This is a genomic window from Lysinibacillus sp. CNPSo 3705 (assembly GCF_028674935.1).
GTDB lineage: Bacteria > Bacillota > Bacilli > Bacillales_A > Planococcaceae > Lysinibacillus.
The window spans coordinates 54500-72414 of sequence record NZ_JAQZSD010000005.1; the positions used below are offsets into that span (position 1 = coordinate 54500).

Below are 17915 nucleotides of genomic sequence, written 5' to 3' on the forward strand. Positions count from 1 at the left end.
TGTAAAAAGGTTGTAAGTAAGGCAAGTCTTCTTTTATTATTATTAAGTATGAAAAAAGGAGAATAACGAGATGAATTCAAATTTAGAAAAAGATATATTATCGCGTCGAACTTTTGCCATTATTAGTCACCCTGATGCTGGGAAAACGACGATTACAGAAAAGCTTTTACTATTTGGTGGTGCGATTCGTGATGCCGGTACAGTAAAAGGAAAGAAAACAGGTAAGTTTGCAACATCTGACTGGATGGAAATTGAAAAACAACGTGGGATTTCTGTAACTTCTTCAGTAATGCAATTCGATTATAACGGCTCACGTGTTAATATTTTAGATACTCCGGGTCACCAAGATTTCTCGGAGGATACGTATCGTACTTTAATGGCAGTGGATAGTGCTGTCATGGTCGTAGATGCTGCCAAAGGTATTGAAGCACAAACTTTAAAGCTATTCAAAGTTTGTAAAATGCGAGGTATTCCAATTTTTACTTTTATCAATAAACTAGACCGTCAAGGGAAAGAGCCACTTGAGCTGATTGAAGAGCTTGAGGAGGTACTTGGCATTAATGCTTACCCAATGAACTGGCCAATCGGTATGGGTAAAGAGTTTTTAGGTATTTATGATCGTTATAATAAACGTATCGAGCAATTCCGTACTGAGGAAGAAGAACGTTTCTTACCAATTGATGATAATGGGGAACTTGCAGTTGAGCATCCTATGAAGGTGACTTCTTATTATTCACAAGCAATGGATGACATCATGTTGCTTGATGAAGCGGGGAATGAGTATTCTGAAGAAAAAATTCGTCGTGGTGAATTGACACCTGTTTTCTTTGGTTCTGCTTTAACAAATTTTGGTGTGCAAACATTCCTTGAAACATATTTACAATTTGCGCCAACACCACAGCCTCGAATTACTGAGGATGAACAATTTATTGATCCGGTTGATCATGAGGAGTTTTCGGGCTTCATTTTCAAAATTCAAGCAAACATGAATCCTGCACACCGTGACCGTATTGCCTTTGTGCGTATCGTATCAGGTAAATTTGAACGTGGTATGAACATGACTTTATCTCGTACAGGTAAATCATTCAAAGTGACACAATCTACACAATTCCTTGCTGACGACCGCGAAACAGTTGATGAAGCAGTTGCTGGTGATATTATCGGTTTATATGACACAGGCACTTATCAGATTGGTGACACAGTTGTAGGTGGTAAAAAGACATTCCAATTTGAAAAACTGCCACAGTTCACGCCAGAGCTATTTGTTCGTGTCACTGCGAAAAATGTTATGAAATCTAAGCAATTCCATAAAGGGATTTTACAATTAGTGCAAGAAGGCGCTATTCAATATTATAAAACGTTGCATACGGAAGAAGTTATTCTTGGAGCAGTTGGTCAATTACAATTTGAAGTTTTTGAGCATCGTATGAAAAACGAATATAATGTTGAAGTGAAGATGGAGCCAATTGGTTCGAAAATTGCAAGATGGATTGAAAACGAAGAGGATGTTAAAGAATCGATGTCTTCAGGTCGTTCAATGCTTGTAAAAGACCGTTTTGATAATCTTGTTTTCCTATTTGAAAATGAGTTTGCTATGCGTTGGTTCGCTGATAAAAACGAAGACATTAAACTGTATAGCCTTTTATAATGAAAAACACGAATCGACATGTTTTTATTAAAAGTCAAGTTATAAGCTGAAACTATTTTAAATAGTGAATTCTTATTTAATGTCACACATTATATGTATAGAAATTAAAAGGATAGAAAGAGCTGAAATAAATTCGCTCTATCTATCCTCTTTTTTACCACAAATGACTCTATTTACTACAACAACTAATTTGTTCGGTAATCAATCTAATGTTGCGGTAATTCAAAAGGAGCTTATATCAATTATTAAATGTAAATTAAAGGCTATTTTTTAAACCTCTAAGTAATAAAAGATATAGGTTATTTTCTAAAGGCTGTTTTCGAAAAGATTGTTGCTATTCAACTAACGGAGCAGTTTAGTTGAACAAGACAGCTCTTTACTGTAGATGTAAAATTAATGAAAAGTCAAAGGGGGATAACAAATGAATATGCAATTTTTAAGTTTTTCCGAAAGACCAATTAAAGGCACTGAACTTATGATGCTCTATAAAAATGCAGGTTGGTGGGCAGAAAGAAAAGAGAATGATATTGAAAATATGTTAAAAAAGGATATTTCAATTGGTGCGTGGATTGACGGTAACCTTATAGGATTCGCAAGAGCTGTTTCAGACGGTAAATTCAGGGCGTACATTGAAGATGTAGTTATACATAATGAATTTCAAAAAGCAGGATTAGGAACGACACTTGTATCAAAATTGTTGGACGAACTTTCTCATATTGATGTGATTAGCTTATTTTGTGGAGAAGAATTAATTCCGTTTTACGAGAAAAATAACTTTAAATTCAGTAAGTCTCAATATGTATTGCATAGAAAATGAAACACATCTTATTCAACTCCCATGAAAATAAAATCTCTGGCACTAAAAAAATCCATGCTAAAACAAACGCGACCTTTATATTCAAAAAAATGGTAGCGCCTAAAATAAAGATCTGGTTTAGTTTGTATTAGGAAGCATCCGTTTCAGTGATGGTCACATTGTAACCCAAACTTTCAAGTTTTCGAACAGAATATCGAATAATAGATTGTTCTTTTTGTTTATCAAAGTAGTCTTCGCCCAAGTCTACATACATTTCTTTCCGCGTTAAAAGGTAATAAGCAATACGTAAGATGGCATGAGCAACGGATATTCCAGCTCGTTTTTTACCCTTTCGAGTTGCAGTCCGTCTATATAATGCGCCTAGATAGGTTTTAGATCCTCTGACCGAATGAGCTGCTTCGATTAGAGCCGATTTCAAGTATTTATTGCCTTTTTTCATAGTAGAGGATTTCCTTTTTCCTGCACTTTCATTGTGTCCAGGTACTAGTCCTGCCCAAGAACAGAGATGTGCTGCACTTGGAAATTGCTTTTTTACATCAGTTCCGATTTCAGCTAGGATTTGTTCTGCCAATCAAGTGGCGATTCCAGGAATAGAATCCAATCTTTCGATATCTTCTTGGTGTGTAGAAAGTCGGCAAGCTGCTACTTCTTGATTTAACAATTCAATTTGTGCAGTCAGAAAATCAATATGAGTAAGAATGGTTTTAATCATTAGTCGTTGATGTGGTTGGATATAGCCACGAAGTGCGAGTTCAAGTTCTGCTTTTTTCTTTTTCATTGAACGTCTAGCGAAACCAGCCAGCTTTTCTGGATCATTTTCACCTTCGGCAATGGCACGAAGCATATCAAGAGAGGAAACTCCCATCACATCTGATACAACAGAACCAAGTTTAATATTCGCACCTTCGAGTACCTTTTGAATGCGGTTATGTTGTCTCGCACGTTCTTCAATCATACTCCGACGATATCGAACTAATTCTCGTAATTCACGTTGGGTGCGATCTGGAATGAAACTAGCTTTTAGTAATCCATGACGAAGTAACTTGGCAATCCATTCCGCATCTTTAACATCAGTCTTACGACCGGGAACCGCTTTGATATGTTGGGCATTCACAACTAAAAATTCGATATTCTCAGCCTCGAGTATGTTTACAATAGGCTTCCAAAATACACCTGTACTTTCCATAGCTACGTGCGTACAACCGTGTTCTTTAATCCAATCGATTAATTGCAATAAAAAAACCGTTTTAGTAGAAAAACTTTGAATCACTTTGCCTTCTGGTGTCATAATACATGCGGTAATCGAATCCTTATGAATATCCATACCACATGCACGTTCAATGATGACTTCCATTAGAAACATCCTTTCTACGGCCAATCAAATTAGAGGCTGGTGCAGCAACCTGAGTAGGATGAATCTCCCATGAGTGCTTCCCGTGAGGGAGCGACAGTCAGTGATACACCGTGGTCGTTGGAGTCAGACTAACGGAAGGGCTCAAGGCACCATAGTTTATCGACCTTCCTCTCCCAGCCGTAGTATACAATACCCGTTCTGAGTACATTTTCATCTTCTGTGGTGTAGCGCTGGTTTTTGCGCAACATGGATGGCTAACGGAGCAGAATAATTCAACAAAAATATGGTTTAATTTGGTAAAATATATATTTGGAGGGGAGGAATTTTATGAGTGTTGCAGCTATATATGATATTCATGGAAATCATTATGCTTTGGAAGCTGTTCTGAAAGAAATCGGTCAGACTAATATACAAAAGGTTGTAATTGGTGGTGATTTAGTTTGGGGTCCGCAACCAAGAGAAGTTATGGATACTTTAATGAAATATAAAGACAAATTCTTTTTTATAATGGGAAATGCGGACAGAGAAGTTGCGTTTCGTAATGGAGAAAAAAATGAATTACAGGATTTTGTAACAGAACTAAATAAATGGTGTGCAGAGCAATTAACAGATGAACAAATTGAATTTCTAAAAGACCTACCTAAAAGTCACAATTTGTATATAGATGGTTTAGGAGAAATATTATTTGTTCATGGCTCCCCTCGGAGTGACACAGAAGCGATTAGAATTGATACACCTGATGAAGAAGTGTTAGAAATGCTTCAAGATGTTAAAGAAAACATTATTGTTTGTGGACATACCCATATACAATTTAACCGTATAATTGGTAGCAAAAAAATAATTAATGCTGGTAGTGTTGGGCTACAAAGTCGAGCAAAAGGAGCTTGCTGGTTATTACTTGATAATGAAGTACATCTAAAAGTGACTAAATACAACTTTGAGAAAGCTGCTGAGGGAATTCTTCAAGGAGAATGTCCTTATAAAGAAGATTTTGCTGAACATATTTTAAATCCTCCCAATGTGGGACCTTAATATAAATTATTTATGTAACTTTTGTTCAGCTAACAGGTGCTTTTCTTGAAGATCATTGAGTTGCATATGCAGCTCTTTTTTCTTTATTCCATGAAAGAACTTAATCATCTTTCATTTTCTGTGGTGTAGCGCTGGTTTTTGCGCTACATGGATGGCTAACGGTGCAGTTTAGTTGAATAACGCTCATTTAATTAATCAAACTTTTTTATAAAAATCTCATACTTAGTTAGAAAGATTAACTCCATTTTGATCAATCTTTTTTCAAAATGGAGTTACTGATAAATAAAGGCTGAAGGTAATATTCATTGTAAAAAGTAAAAGAAAAATCAAGTCAGAAATAGAACTCTGACTTGATTGCAAATTTAAAAGTATAACCCCTTGCCTACGGGCTGAACAGTTTCTAGTACAGTGTCAGCCATTCTTTTATTAATTAGGGTTCTTATAATCCAAGCTGATAGATCTTGCGCAGCAAAGCAACCCGCAGCAGTCGAGATATTGCCTTCGTTTACGAAACTTTGTTCAATTACATCTACATTAAATTCTTTGAGCTGCTCCACTACGGATGGATATGTAGTAGCTTTTTTGCCAGTTAACAATTTTTTTGCTCCTAGTATTAGTGCACCGGAACACATAGAACCTATTAATTGTTTATTTGGATCTAGATGAATTTTATCAAGATATTGTTGATTTTTATATAAATCTTGGACACCCTTACCGCTAGAAACTATTACTGTGTCAGCAGAGGGGATTTCAGATATGTTTCCTGTCATTGGTATACGTAAGCCAGACATAGATACATGAGTTTTTTCTGTTCCTAATAGTTGGACTTCCCAATTCGAAATACCACCAACTAGTCGTACACGATTTAATAAGTCCCATGGTAAAAAAACATCTATATCAGTAAAGTTATCGAAACAGACTATTGCAATTTTCATTCCTTAACCCTCCGTTATTATAATATTAAAAACACCTATATTATAATCATTTCAGGGATACTTAGGAAGTTTAGGCCGTTTAAAAATTCAAAATTATTATATTTAACTGGTGTTTCACAGTACGGAGAAATATGCAGTAGCTTCTTCAAGAATCGTGCGCGATTGTTTAATAAGCGTAGCTGTTCTTCTTCAACTAACGGTGCAGTTTAGCAAAATAAAGATAGAAGGGGAATAAGTCTATTAAAACGAATTTTAATTATATAAGGGAGTGATGATATTGAAAAAAATTATTCTAATTTTGTCCTTAACCCTTTTATCAAATGGTTTATTAGGGTGTCAACAAAGCAGTGGAACGGAAAATAACAATGATAATATCTCAAAACAAAATGAAACTACCGAGAATGAGATAACGAATGAAAATTATGATATTGAAGGAATTGTTACCGAAGTTAGTAGTGAGAATAAAGGAGTATTATTAGACTTAACAGAGAAAGGAAACGAAAGAGCAGAACAAATGTGGTTTTTTTTGAATGAGAACACTAAAATTTCTAACAAAAATGAAGAAACTGTTCGTTTTGAGAACTTAAAGCCAAAAATTAAATTAAGAGCTAATCTTAGCAAATGCATTCAACCAGCAATACCACAATGCTCTGCAAAAGAAATTGTAATTTTAAATTAAACTCCCATGAAAGAACGAAATAATCTTTCATTTTCTGTGGTGTAGTGTTGATTGTACGCGACATGGATGGCTAACGGGGTGCTTTACTTAAAGATGGGATTCCACAGAGATCCCATCTTTTTCTTATTCAACAAACGGGGCAGGATAGTTGAAGTAAAATAACATTGAAAGCAGTAAAAATTTCATAAAGGTGGTCAATTGAATGGGCAAGATTATCTTGATACAGCATTGTCAGTCGGAGCATCATATTAATAATATGTCAGGTGGATGGACTGATACTCCTTTAACTGAATTTGGTAGAAAACAAGCAAAAACATTAGGCGGAAAATTAAAAGAATTGGTAGATAGTAATGATGATTATGTTCTGTATTCTTCTGACTTACTCAGAGCGTTACAAACAGCAGAAATAGTAGGTAGAGAATTAGGTTTAGATGTTATTAAAGATAAAAGTCTGCGTGAAATAAATACTGGTGTTGCGGCAGGAGAGACAAAGGATTGGGCAAGAGAAAATAGAAATCCAAGAACAAGAAATGGATTTGATTTAGATTATCAGGAATTTCAAGATGGTGAAAGCTGGCGAGAATTTTATAGTCGAGTTTGTAGTTGTATGGATAGGATATATGAATCTGAAAAGACCAAAAATCTAATGATTGTCACTCACGGAGGAACTTTAGGTTATATACTTGCTTGGTGGATGAAATTTGAGCCAGAAATGATTGTTAACGCTTATTTTTCTTCATCAGTAGGCGGGGTTACAATTCTAAGTCAAAATAGTTTTCAGCAAACGGAGCAGTTTAGTTGAGAGGGAAAAATTACATATATAAAATAAGGCAATACATTGTTAAGATTTGATAGGTAAAGTATTCTATGGAAAGAAATTAGAGCGGGGTCGTTTCTCCAACAAATGGAGACGTTTTGTTACTAACCAAAGAAGAAGTATAGAGTAATAAAAAGAGGTGGTTGATTTGAACGCTAAAACCTTACTTGAATGGGAACGAAAACACGATGCAAAAAATCGAACAATTAAGGGATTTTGGGAAAGTTTTAAGAAATGGCGTGAAGAAGATAAATATGACTATTTAGACACGTTTAACGGAAAGTTGTACGAAGAATTTATTAGTGTTGAAGAAAAATTCATTGAATTAAAATATAGCTTCTCAAGGGTTGAAGCATTTGTGTTCTTAACTGTGAATTTTTTTTACTTTGGTACAGAAATTGGAACATACTCCATTGAATTCAACTTGGATGGGGAAGTATCAGATGATTATTTAGTTGTTGACCATTTTTGTATAAATAATATTATATCTGAAATAAAACAAAACATAACAACTGTACGAAAAGCATTAAAAGAGGGAATTGAATTTAAATCAATATCTAATATTACTGGAATTGATGAAACTTCAATAGAAATAATAAAGAAAAAATAATAAAGAAAAAATACTGTTGAACTAAAGGGTGCAAGCGTTAAACAAGATGTTGCAGCGGGGAAGTCATACTATACATTTAAGGTGGTTAAAATGAATAAAGTTTTTGTTGTAGATGGGAATAACTTTTCAAACTTTAATGAATTTTGTAAGGAGTTTTCAAGAGCTGTTCTTTCTGGAAAGTTTGAGTGGAACGGAATCCTAGATGCATTTAATGATATTTTGCGTGGTGGTTTTGGTGAAATTGAATATAGGGAAGAATATACAATTATTTGGAGAAATTCCGATAAATCTAAAAGCGATTTAGGATATGAAGAAACAATAATGAAGCTCAATGAAACTTTGGAAAGATGCCATCCAAGTAATGTGAAATATGTACTACAAGAAATAAAGGATGCGAAAATGAACAAGGGTCCAACTATATTTGACACAATAAAAGAAATAATCCTTGATAACGAAAATGTAACATTGATATTGGAATAATTCTTATTAAAGTAACGGGTGCTTTACTTCAATAAGGAGTAGAGCTTTTTTCTGCTTAAACTCCGGGGCAGGATATTTGAAAATCTAAAATAAAATGATACTTAAACTAAGTCTTAAACTAAGAGAGGGATAATTATGAACGATAATAAGAAACTGAACCAATTTACGTTGGTAGATATTATTGAAAGGAAGATACATTTTACAAATACAAATACCATTTATGATAAAACTGAGTTTCAATATACCAATGAGGGTGAACTCTTAGCTTATAATGAAATGCTGGTGGATGTTAAACATATGGATGAGAACGGATTTATAAGTAAATACCTAAAAATAATAAACCAAATTAAAGTACAGTTCGAAAACGAAGAATATAAAGACGAAAAAGAAATTGAGAAAATGTCCGGATACAATAACGCAATAGTATCCATTTTGGAGTGTATAAACCCAATTTATTTATATGATTTAGATGATTAAAACAACCTTAATTGAATAAGATTGTTAAGTATTACACTTAAACTAAACCAGCTAATAGATTGTCAATAAAAATCTTTTAAATTAAAAAACACTTCATGCTATACTAAAAAGCGCAAACCAAATAACCCTCCGAATTCGATTTGGAAGGTTTTTGTTGTATTTGAAAATTCTGGCACTACATGGTTTCTTGGAATGGTGTTTTCGTTTTTAAAATCGCATAAATCCAATGTAAAAGCTTATTTCGTGCGATAGTTTCAGGTGTTGTTTTCTTTTTCCGACTATCCCGAATAGAACAACGAACAGCTGTATAAAGCATGTGGCGAAGCCTAGCCGAGCCACGTTTAGTAATGTGTTTTTTTGTGCCTTTAAAGCGACCTGATTCAAACACACTGGGATCTAGTCCCACGGGTGCTTCCGTTCGACCCCGGCTACTATCAATCTATAAATTGAATGAAAAATAGTCAACCAGATTACTCTGGCTGACCTTATAATACGACGGGGTGCTTTACTTGAAGATTATTGAGTTGCATAGCAGCTCTTTTTTTATTGAACTGACGAAGCAGGTTTGTTTAAGACAGGTAAGCTAAGGGTTAAATGTACGGATATCATAGACGGGCACACTTCATTCAACATTTATATTTGATGATTAGAAATGGGAAGACAATACGGGAGAAAATCTGTCGGCAACAAATCGAAAACGACCTTTACAAAAAAACACTCCCGAAGGAGTGCTCACCGCTTTAGTTCAAAAAGGTAAAATCCATAGTCTGTGGAAACACCGGAATAACCCATTTGTCGGAGCATTGCGGTAATATTACCACGGTGATATGTACCGTGATTAACCACGTGCCTAACGAGATCTTTGTAATTAGCCCGCAACTCACCGAATTTAAGCGGATACTCAGATATTTCCTCTAAATCATCTTGGTGGTTCAAGATAAACTCTTCATATCGAGCCGCAATTTTAGCATAATAAGCCTCAAAAGAGTTAAGCGTGGCATCTTTTACCTCTTCAAGTGAACTTGTCATCGCAGCATAGATGTCCTCAGGACTTTCATGGGACATTATGCTGAGCCAAGTATTATCCACAGAATAGATATGTGCTAATGCGTCGCCAATCGTAGGAAATACACTATTTAGTGGTTTACGGTACAGATCATCAGGAAGTTTCCTTAAATGTTCAAAAACTCTTTTATTAGCCCAAACATGGTAACGAAATAGTTCAAGCGTATCTTTCATTATATACCTCCTGGATCCTGATGTTTTTTCCAATAGTATGTATGGTGTTCCATACATCGAAACGAATCCTTTAACTATTATGCACGATAAATTATGTATATGTATGCACGAACGTTTTTACGGATTTATAATACATTCACTTGTCTTTAACTTTACAGAGTTGCGATTCGTGTTTTTTTACAAGGAAAATGAGAGCTTTATGTAGAATATATACAGTATTAGGAAATATAAAGTTCTGTATCATAACGTGTGGTTGATTTCCATTCCGACTGAACGCTTGGTAGGTGCCGTTACGCTTTTGGAGTCTTCAATCAACTTAAATAGGGTATACGTTATAACAAATTACATCTCCTAATTTCGCGTTGTGCTATATATTAAACCTATAATACATGGAGAGGTTACCAAATTTATAAAATATTCTCCTGTTCGGGTATTATAGAAAGGAAGAGATTAAAAGGAGCTTGTAATAATGAACATTAGTAATTTTTCTATTAAAAGGCCTGTTTTTACAATAGTTACGATGTTGTTAGTCATTATATTAGGTGGCGTTTCATTATTGAAAATACCTATTACGCTTATTCCAGAATTACGTCCACCTATAGGCATCGTTGTTACCAATTATCCTGGTGCAAGTCCAACAGAGGTTAATGAGAAAATAACGAAGCCCTTAGAAACAACACTCGCCACCTTACCAGGGATAAAAAAACTACAGTCTACCTCGCAAGAAGGGTCCAATTTAATTATACTCGAGTTTGATTGGTCAACTAATATTGATGATGCTCAGCTCGATATTTTACAACGCATCGATATGACCCCTTTACCGAATGATGCAGAGAAACCTAACTTTTTAAAGTTTGATCCATCACAATTTCCTATAATACAACTTTCACTACGTGCGGAAAATGACAATATAGATGTACGTTTATTGGCGGAAGCGTTAGAAAAAGAACTCCGTCGAACAGCAGGTGTCGCAAGCGTCAATATTTCTGGTAAGCTGGTGGAAGAAGTTCAAATAACTTTAGATGAATCGAAGCTAGTTGAAAAAGGATTAACGCAAGCAGATATTATTCAAATTATTCAATCGAACAATGTTTCTCTTCCTGGTGAGCCGGTGTTAACGGCAGACGGAAAGATGTTAACGACACGTATTTTAAGCACTATAAATTCGCCTGAAAGCATTGCGGATTTAATCATTTCAGTAAATCCACTAGATGGTAAAGCATTAACAGTAGGAGAAGTAGCGACTGTTGATCGCGTGGAACAAAAATCCATAACTACTACACGAGCAAATGAGCATGCTGCGGTATTAATGTCTGTATTACAGGAATCAGGTGCTAATACAGCAGAGGTTTCAAAAGCTTTTAAAGAAGCTTTAAATGAATTATTAACAAAGAAGCAATATCAAGGAATCGTTGCAGACGTACTAGTGGACCAAGGGAACTACGTGGATTTAGCCATTAGTAATATCGGATCTTCTTTACTTCTAGGTGGATTATTTGCAATGTTCATATTATTTGTCTTTTTACGTAGTGTGAAAAGCCCTATTATCATTGGCATTGCGATACCATATTCAGTGATTGTTACATTTGTTTTAATGTTTTTTGCAAATTTTTCGCTCAATATTATGACGTTAGGGGCGTTAGCACTTGGCATCGGTATGTTGGTTGACAATGCTATCGTTGTTATTGAAAACATTGAACGACATTTAGGACTTGGCAAGGATCCGAAAACAGCAGCGAAGGAAGGTACAAAGGAAGTGGCACTTGCGATTACTGCTTCCACTCTCACAACGATTGCAGTATTCATTCCTGTAATGTTTATTGAAGGTTTAATAGGACAAATTTTCACAGAATTTGCATTAACTATTTCCTTTAGCTTAATTGCTTCTTTAGTTGTTGCGTTAACAGTTGTCCCAATGCTTGCAAGTCGTCTTTTAAAAATGAAATCTACGAATATTTACGAAAAACGTAATGAGTCATTTTTTTACAAACGCTACAAAGCATCAATTATTTGGGTATTGCGTCACCGTATGCTTGTACTAATATCAGCAGTTGTCTGTTTTGGACTTGCGTTGTTTGGGCTTATGAAAATTGGTACTGAGTTTTTACCTCCAACGGATGAAGGGTTTGCCTCCATTAGTGTAAATCTAGAAAAAGGGGTAGCAGTATCAGAAACAGAAAAAGTTGTAGCGAAAATTGAAGAACGCCTAAAACGGGAGCAAGATGTTGACGTATATGTTAGCCTAATCGGTGGTACGCAACAGGCACAGGCACGGGGACAAACAAGTGCAAACCAAGCAGAACTATATGTAAAGCTTGTTCCTCTAGCAGATAGGAATCGTTCAATTTTTCAATTTGTAGAAGAGGTTGAGCGAGATTTGCATAAAGAGCTAGGTGAACAAGTTGAAATCAACTTTAATGTCTCAACGACAACAGGATCGTCACCAAATACATTAACGTTTAGGTTAACAGACTCTGATGAGCAAAGACTTCAAAGCTCTGTTGATAAATTACAGCAGGAGCTTTTAAAAGTAAAAGCCATCACAAAAGTATCTACGGATTTAGATATTACTGTAAAAGAAATTCAAGTAGAAGTAGACCGAGAAAAGGCGAAGGACTACGGATTTGTACCCGCACAAATTGCTCAAACGGTCAATCAAATGACGAAGGGGCAGCTAACTACGCAAATAATGGCAGAGGATGGTGCTGTATTGCCTGTTTATACAGGCTTTGGACAAGTGTTTAATGATAGTATCGAGTCATTAAAATCGATGCAGCTTCGTTCACCTGCAGGTTTATTTGTAAAGCTAGAGGACATTGCTACAGTTTCTGTCCAAGAAGGACCAGTATCGATAAGACGTTCTGATCAGGCGGCAGCGGTTGCATTTTTTGTCGAGTATGAAACGAAGGAATCGCTCGGAGGTATCTCAGCCAAAGTGGACAAAGTATTAGAAAAAGCGAAATTACCAACTGAAACTCAAGTTGTCTTTAGTGGAGATCGTGAGCTTTACGATAGTGCGATTAATGATATGCTTTTAGCCGTGGCATTAGCAATAGTCCTTGTATATATCGTAATGGCTGCTCAATTTGAATCATTCAAATATCCATTCGTTATCATGTTCACAGTACCATTAATGATTATTGGCGTTGCCATTGCAATGTTTGCTACGAACACGTTAGTTGGTGTGACATCTGTTATAGGCATCTTAGTACTAGTTGGAATTGTTGTGAATAACGGGATTGTACTTGTCGATTATATTAATCAACAAAAAGCTAGGGGAATGGAGACGTATGATGCGATTTTACTGGCAACACAAGATCGACTTCGACCAATTTTAATGACTGCACTAACAACAATCTTAGGATTGCTACCACTTGCTCTTGGTATTGGTGAAGGAACAGAGATGAATCAGCCAATGGGAGTTGTAGTAATCGGAGGACTTGTGACATCAACTTTGTTGACATTATATATTGTACCGATTATTTATAGCTTAATGGATAAAGAAACGAGGAAGATGCGGTAAGTTCAGGGGGGATGAAAATGGGGGTTCATTTTTTTACAGGTTTTCCAGGTTTTATTTCAAGTCAATTAATACGTGCGTTATTTCGAAAAAAACAATCACAGGAAGTCATCGCTATTGTTTTAGCCGGTGAATTTGTTAAAGCAAATTTAGAAAGAGAAAAAATAGTAGCGGAGTTTCCAAACTGTTCTATTCGCATTGTAGAGGGAGATATTACATTACCGAATCTCGGTCTTGAAGATCAAGCCGTACAGGACATTGTCCCTCAAATTGAGGTGCTCTGGCATCTAGCTGCTATTTATGATTTAGCAGTACCACGCGATCTAGCGTGGAAGGTAAATGTGCATGGTACGACGATGGTCAATGATTTTGTTCGAACACTACCGAACTTAAGACGCTATATGTATTTTAGTACAGCATATGTAGCTGGAACCCGCGAAGGTGTTTTGCGTGAAAATGAACTAATTCGCCCGCCCGCATTTAAGAATTATTATGAAGAAACAAAATATGAAGCTGAGCATCGAGTAGAAGATTTGAAATCAGAAATACCACTGACAATTATTCGACCTGGCATAGTACGTGGACATTCTGAAACAGGAGAAACGATTAAATTCGATGGGCCTTATTTCTTTTTAAATATGGTAGATAAGTTAAAGTACCTTCCTTTTATCCCGTATATTGGGCGATCAACTTCAACAATAAATGTGGTACCAGTGGATTATATTATAAATGCCTCGACTTATCTCGTTGATGAAAAATGTGCTGAAGGGAAAACTTTGCATCTAACGGACCCAAATCCTCATCCTGTGCAGGAAGTGTATCGTACGATGGTAAAATTATTAACGAATCATTATCCTAAAGGGCGATTACCGTTAATACTAGCAAGAACATCTTTACAAATACCATTTATTCGAAAATATCTAGGCGTTGAGCAAGAAACTCTAGACTACTTAGCTTGGAATGCTAAGTTCGATACATCTGAAGCAGTTACTATTTTGAAAAAGGGTAGTATTGTATGTCCCGATTTTATACTGACTATGCCTAGAATGATTGATTTTTATTTAGCGCATAAAGACGATAAAAGCTATCGAATTCAAATAAAATGAAGCGTCAATTAGAGGACGGTGATAGAAATCGATGTTTACATTCTCTTCAGCTGGTGTCCAAACACCCGCTGAAAAAAGTTAAAGCCTCCGGCGGATGTCACAAAATCATCGCATCCATGCGAAAACCGCTAATTGACCTGCAGCAGTTTGCTGACGCTGCGCTTTCGCACAAAAAACATCTACAGGGCTAGAACTAAGCCTTTTTCGGATGCAATTAATGCCGAGCTATTATTGATCTTGCGATAAACATAGAGTTATTGTAGATTAAAAATGGGGTAGATAATTTTGCCACTCATATATGATAGTGCTATAATAAGTTTTCAGAAGAAATAAACCTTCGACGTTTTGTCAAAGGGGAGTAGCTAACAGGTACGAGCGAAGTATCTGGATTCACATTCGTCATGACGTGGTTTTTTACCATCGGGTGTGATAAGCGAATAATTCTAAACTAGCAGTATTCAACGACTAGTATTTATTTGCTTAGCGAGACCTTTGCCTTTTATAGGGGCAGAGGTCTTTTCTTTTGTACTCGTATAGTAATGATAATTTGGGTATACAGAGCTTTAGAGGAGGCACATGAATGGAATCAATTTTATTACAATACGGCTGGGTACTTATTGTACTTGTAGTATTAGAAGGGTTATTAGCAGCAGATAATGCAGTTGTAATGGCTGTGATGGTGAAGCACTTACCACGAGAACAACAAAAAAAGGCATTATTTTATGGATTATTTGGCGCATTAATTTTTCGATTTTCAGCACTTTTTGTCATTACAGTATTAGTGAATTATTGGCAAATTCAAGCGTTGGGAGCAGCTTATTTACTATTCATGTCTGCCAAAAATATATATGATTTGCGTCATAAAGGGGATTCAAACGAAGAATCTAACGATGAAGTAGGGAAAAAGGGCGCTGGTTTTTGGATGACCGTGCTTAAGGTTGAGGCAGCGGATATTGCATTTGCTATTGATTCTATGCTTGCTGCAGTTGCCATTGCTGTAACTTTACCGCATGTAGGGAACTTTGATATAGGTGGCATCAATGGTGGACAATTCATGGTCATGTTACTTGGAGGGTTTATCGGAGTTATAATGATGCGATTTGCGGCACAATGGTTTGTGAAAATATTAAATGACTACCCCTCACTTGAGACCGCTGCGTTTTTAATTGTAGGTTGGGTAGGCGTGAAGCTTGTTGTGTTGACTTTGTCACATGAGAAGGTGGGCATATTACCTGCAGAGTTCCCGCATTCTACAGTGTGGGAGTTAACTTTCTGGATTGTATTAGTGGCCATCGCATTAGTAGGTTATATAGTAGGAGTTCGTCATAAAAAACAAGTTTAATGATCTTTAAGAGGAATAGTCGTATCTATTCCTCTTTCTTTTTTGATGTATTTTTTCTATACTAATATCTATCGAGTTTGGCATCATATAAGGAAGGGGTTGTCAAAGTGCCCTGGAAAAGATCAAAGAATAGGCTTGTTACACCTTTTCAGGTACTTGTCTCTTATTATTTTATAGCTATAGCTATTTCCTTCCTGTTACTACTGCTACCAGGCGTTCATCAAGAAGGTGTTAAAGTTTCATTATTAGACAGCTTGTTTACTGCAGTAAGTGCAGTTAGTGTAACAGGTTTAACAACATTCAATATATCTGAAAGCTATACCACATTCGGGCTCGTGATGGTTCTTGTTATTTTACAGCTTGGTGCAATTGGCATTATGTCACTTGGTACCTTTGTGTGGTTACTTGTTGGGAAAAAAATCGGTATGCGTGAGCGTCAATTGATTATGATCGATCATAATCAATACAATTTGTCAGGGGTAGTTCAATTAATTCGGGAAATATTGAAAATCTTAATCGGCATTGAAGTGATGGGTGCGTTCATTTTAACTTTGCACTTTACTAACTACTTTGACACTTTCGAAGAAGCCTTGATTCATGGTGTCTTTGCCTCCATTTCAGCTACTACAAATGGTGGCTTTGATATTACGGGTATGAGCTTACTTCCGTTTCATAACGATTACTTTGTTCAATTGATAACAATGGTGTTAATTGTGCTTGGTGCGATAGGCTTCCCAGTATTGATTGAAGTGAAAACTTTTTTATTAAATCGCCACGCAAATTTCCGCTTTAGTTTATTTACAAAAATAACTACCTCTACATATGCAATTTTATTTGTCGTAGGGGCTGTCGTTATTTTATTGCTTGAATCATTCCATTCCTTTAAGGGAATGTCTTGGCATGAGGCTTTGTTTTCTGCAATGTTTCATTCTGTTTCAACACGTTCAGCTGGACTTACGACGTATGATGTCACAACCTTTAGTGAAGCGACAGATATTTTTATGAGCTTTTTAATGTTTATTGGTTCTTCGCCAAGTTCAGTTGGTGGAGGAATACGTACAACAACTTTTGCCATGGCTATATTATTCCTAATTACCTTTTCGCGAGGAAGAGAGGATATTCAAGTATTCGGACGTGAAATACATTTAATTGATGTATTCCGCTCGTTTGTTGTTATTTTATTGGCATTCTTTATGGTATTAGTTGCGACAATTATTTTACTCATTACTGAGCCACACGCATCACTCATTCAAATAATCTTTGAAATTACATCAGCGTTCGGAACGTGTGGGATGTCTTTAGGAATCACTTCCGACCTATCGGTAGTTGGCAAAATTATCATTATGATTTTAATGTTTGTTGGTCGTGTCGGTTTAATTTCCTTCCTTTACACATTAGGTGGCGGAGGTAGAGGAAAAAAATCTACTTATCACTATCCTAAAGAGCGGGTAATTATTGGGTAAATTACTAGGAGAATAAAAAAGAGCTAATTCCGCTCTTTTTATTCTTTCCGATTAAAAAACTGAGAAATTTAGAGATTACGTCAGTAGGAAATCTACGCATAAAAGGTGTCAAAGATTGTTTAATTGACGAAAAAACGGACGTTGCCACAAAATTGTCGAAAAATTTTAAATTGTTTTTTCCTGGTTATTACGATTAATTAATAGGTAATTTTTACAATATTAGGGTGTTGACGGGTTGAGAATTTCGTACTAAACTTTTTTAGGATAATTGTACTGCGCATAGAATATTTGTTGATTGTCTTAAGGTTATGGTAATTACTTACAACGACACAAATGAATTGGTCATTTTAGGTTACTGGAAAATTTGAAAATGCTCGCTTAAATAGATGAAAAAAA

The 17915-nt window shown here is 35.8% G+C and carries 14 protein-coding genes and 2 pseudogenes; 12 read left to right on the plus strand and 4 right to left on the minus strand.

Features of this window, described 5'->3' with window-relative positions; all coding sequences use genetic code 11:
* Window positions 1-70 precede the first annotated feature (70 nt).
* Window positions 71-1648, plus strand: a complete 1578-nt coding sequence (locus PVA17_RS03185) for a peptide chain release factor 3 (RefSeq protein WP_132357829.1) — start codon at window positions 71-73, stop codon at window positions 1646-1648.
* A 427-nt stretch (window positions 1649-2075) separates the two neighbouring features.
* Entirely contained in the window at window positions 2076-2465 is a 390-nt protein-coding gene (locus tag PVA17_RS03190) for a GNAT family N-acetyltransferase (RefSeq protein ID WP_419150404.1), read from the plus strand.
* Window positions 2466-2592: 127 nt separating this feature from the next.
* Here the strand turns inward: PVA17_RS03190 and PVA17_RS03195 are convergent.
* Window positions 2593-3819 (minus strand): annotated as a pseudogene (locus PVA17_RS03195) (IS110 family RNA-guided transposase).
* 327 nt (window positions 3820-4146) lie between these two features.
* Here PVA17_RS03195 and PVA17_RS03200 point away from each other — a divergent pair.
* On the plus strand, window positions 4147-4851 hold the full coding sequence (locus PVA17_RS03200; RefSeq protein WP_132357825.1) for a metallophosphoesterase family protein: 705 nt from the start codon (window positions 4147-4149) through the stop codon (window positions 4849-4851).
* A 362-nt stretch (window positions 4852-5213) separates the two neighbouring features.
* Here the strand turns inward: PVA17_RS03200 and PVA17_RS03205 are convergent, their stop codons facing one another.
* Complete coding sequence (locus PVA17_RS03205; protein WP_274066866.1) at window positions 5214-5786, minus strand: DJ-1/PfpI family protein; 573 nt, start codon at window positions 5784-5786, stop codon at window positions 5214-5216.
* Between the two features lie 277 nt (window positions 5787-6063).
* On the opposite strand from PVA17_RS03205, the gene PVA17_RS03210 reads away from it, so the two are divergent.
* From PVA17_RS03210 to PVA17_RS03230, 5 genes are all read left to right on the plus strand, one after another.
* Complete coding sequence (locus PVA17_RS03210; RefSeq protein ID WP_274066867.1) at window positions 6064-6465, plus strand: hypothetical protein; 402 nt, start codon at window positions 6064-6066, stop codon at window positions 6463-6465.
* A gap of 202 nt (window positions 6466-6667) precedes the next feature.
* Window positions 6668-7267: a histidine phosphatase family protein gene (locus tag PVA17_RS03215; RefSeq protein ID WP_274066868.1), complete on the plus strand. Its 600-nt coding sequence runs from the start codon at window positions 6668-6670 to the stop codon at window positions 7265-7267.
* A gap of 163 nt (window positions 7268-7430) precedes the next feature.
* Window positions 7431-7892 carry a hypothetical protein gene (locus tag PVA17_RS03220; RefSeq protein WP_274066869.1) on the plus strand — a complete coding sequence of 154 codons (462 nt, stop codon included), beginning with the start codon at window positions 7431-7433 and terminating at the stop codon, window positions 7890-7892.
* A 90-nt stretch (window positions 7893-7982) separates the two neighbouring features.
* Complete coding sequence (locus PVA17_RS03225) at window positions 7983-8372, plus strand: barstar family protein (RefSeq protein WP_274066870.1); 390 nt, start codon at window positions 7983-7985, stop codon at window positions 8370-8372.
* A gap of 135 nt (window positions 8373-8507) precedes the next feature.
* Entirely contained in the window at window positions 8508-8849 is a 342-nt protein-coding gene (locus PVA17_RS03230) for a hypothetical protein (RefSeq protein WP_274066871.1), read from the plus strand.
* A 175-nt stretch (window positions 8850-9024) separates the two neighbouring features.
* On the opposite strand, the pseudogene PVA17_RS03235 reads toward PVA17_RS03230, so the two are convergent.
* Both PVA17_RS03235 and PVA17_RS03240 read right to left on the minus strand, forming a co-directional pair.
* Window positions 9025-9252: pseudogene (locus PVA17_RS03235) on the minus strand (transposase); the annotation flags it as partial.
* A gap of 329 nt (window positions 9253-9581) precedes the next feature.
* Window positions 9582-10088 (minus strand): DinB family protein, encoded by a 507-nt coding sequence (locus PVA17_RS03240; protein WP_274066872.1) that lies wholly within the window; start codon window positions 10086-10088, stop codon window positions 9582-9584.
* Window positions 10089-10557: 469 nt separating this feature from the next.
* Between PVA17_RS03240 and PVA17_RS03245 the strand changes: the two genes are divergently transcribed.
* The 4 genes from PVA17_RS03245 (at window position 10558) to PVA17_RS03260 (ending at window position 17519) form a co-directional block, all read left to right on the plus strand.
* The gene (locus tag PVA17_RS03245; protein WP_274066873.1) at window positions 10558-13611 is read left to right on the plus strand and encodes an efflux RND transporter permease subunit; all 3054 of its coding nucleotides are present in this window, start codon (window positions 10558-10560) and stop codon (window positions 13609-13611) included.
* 17 nt (window positions 13612-13628) lie between these two features.
* Window positions 13629-14714, plus strand: a complete 1086-nt coding sequence (locus PVA17_RS03250; RefSeq protein ID WP_274066874.1) for an SDR family oxidoreductase — start codon at window positions 13629-13631, stop codon at window positions 14712-14714.
* Window positions 14715-15294: 580 nt separating this feature from the next.
* A complete protein-coding gene (locus PVA17_RS03255) occupies window positions 15295-16056 on the plus strand; it encodes a TerC family protein (RefSeq protein ID WP_274066875.1) in 762 nt (253 codons plus the stop codon).
* Between the two features lie 107 nt (window positions 16057-16163).
* Window positions 16164-17519 (plus strand): TrkH family potassium uptake protein, encoded by a 1356-nt coding sequence (locus PVA17_RS03260; protein ID WP_132357813.1) that lies wholly within the window; start codon window positions 16164-16166, stop codon window positions 17517-17519.
* Window positions 17520-17915 lie beyond the last annotated feature (396 nt).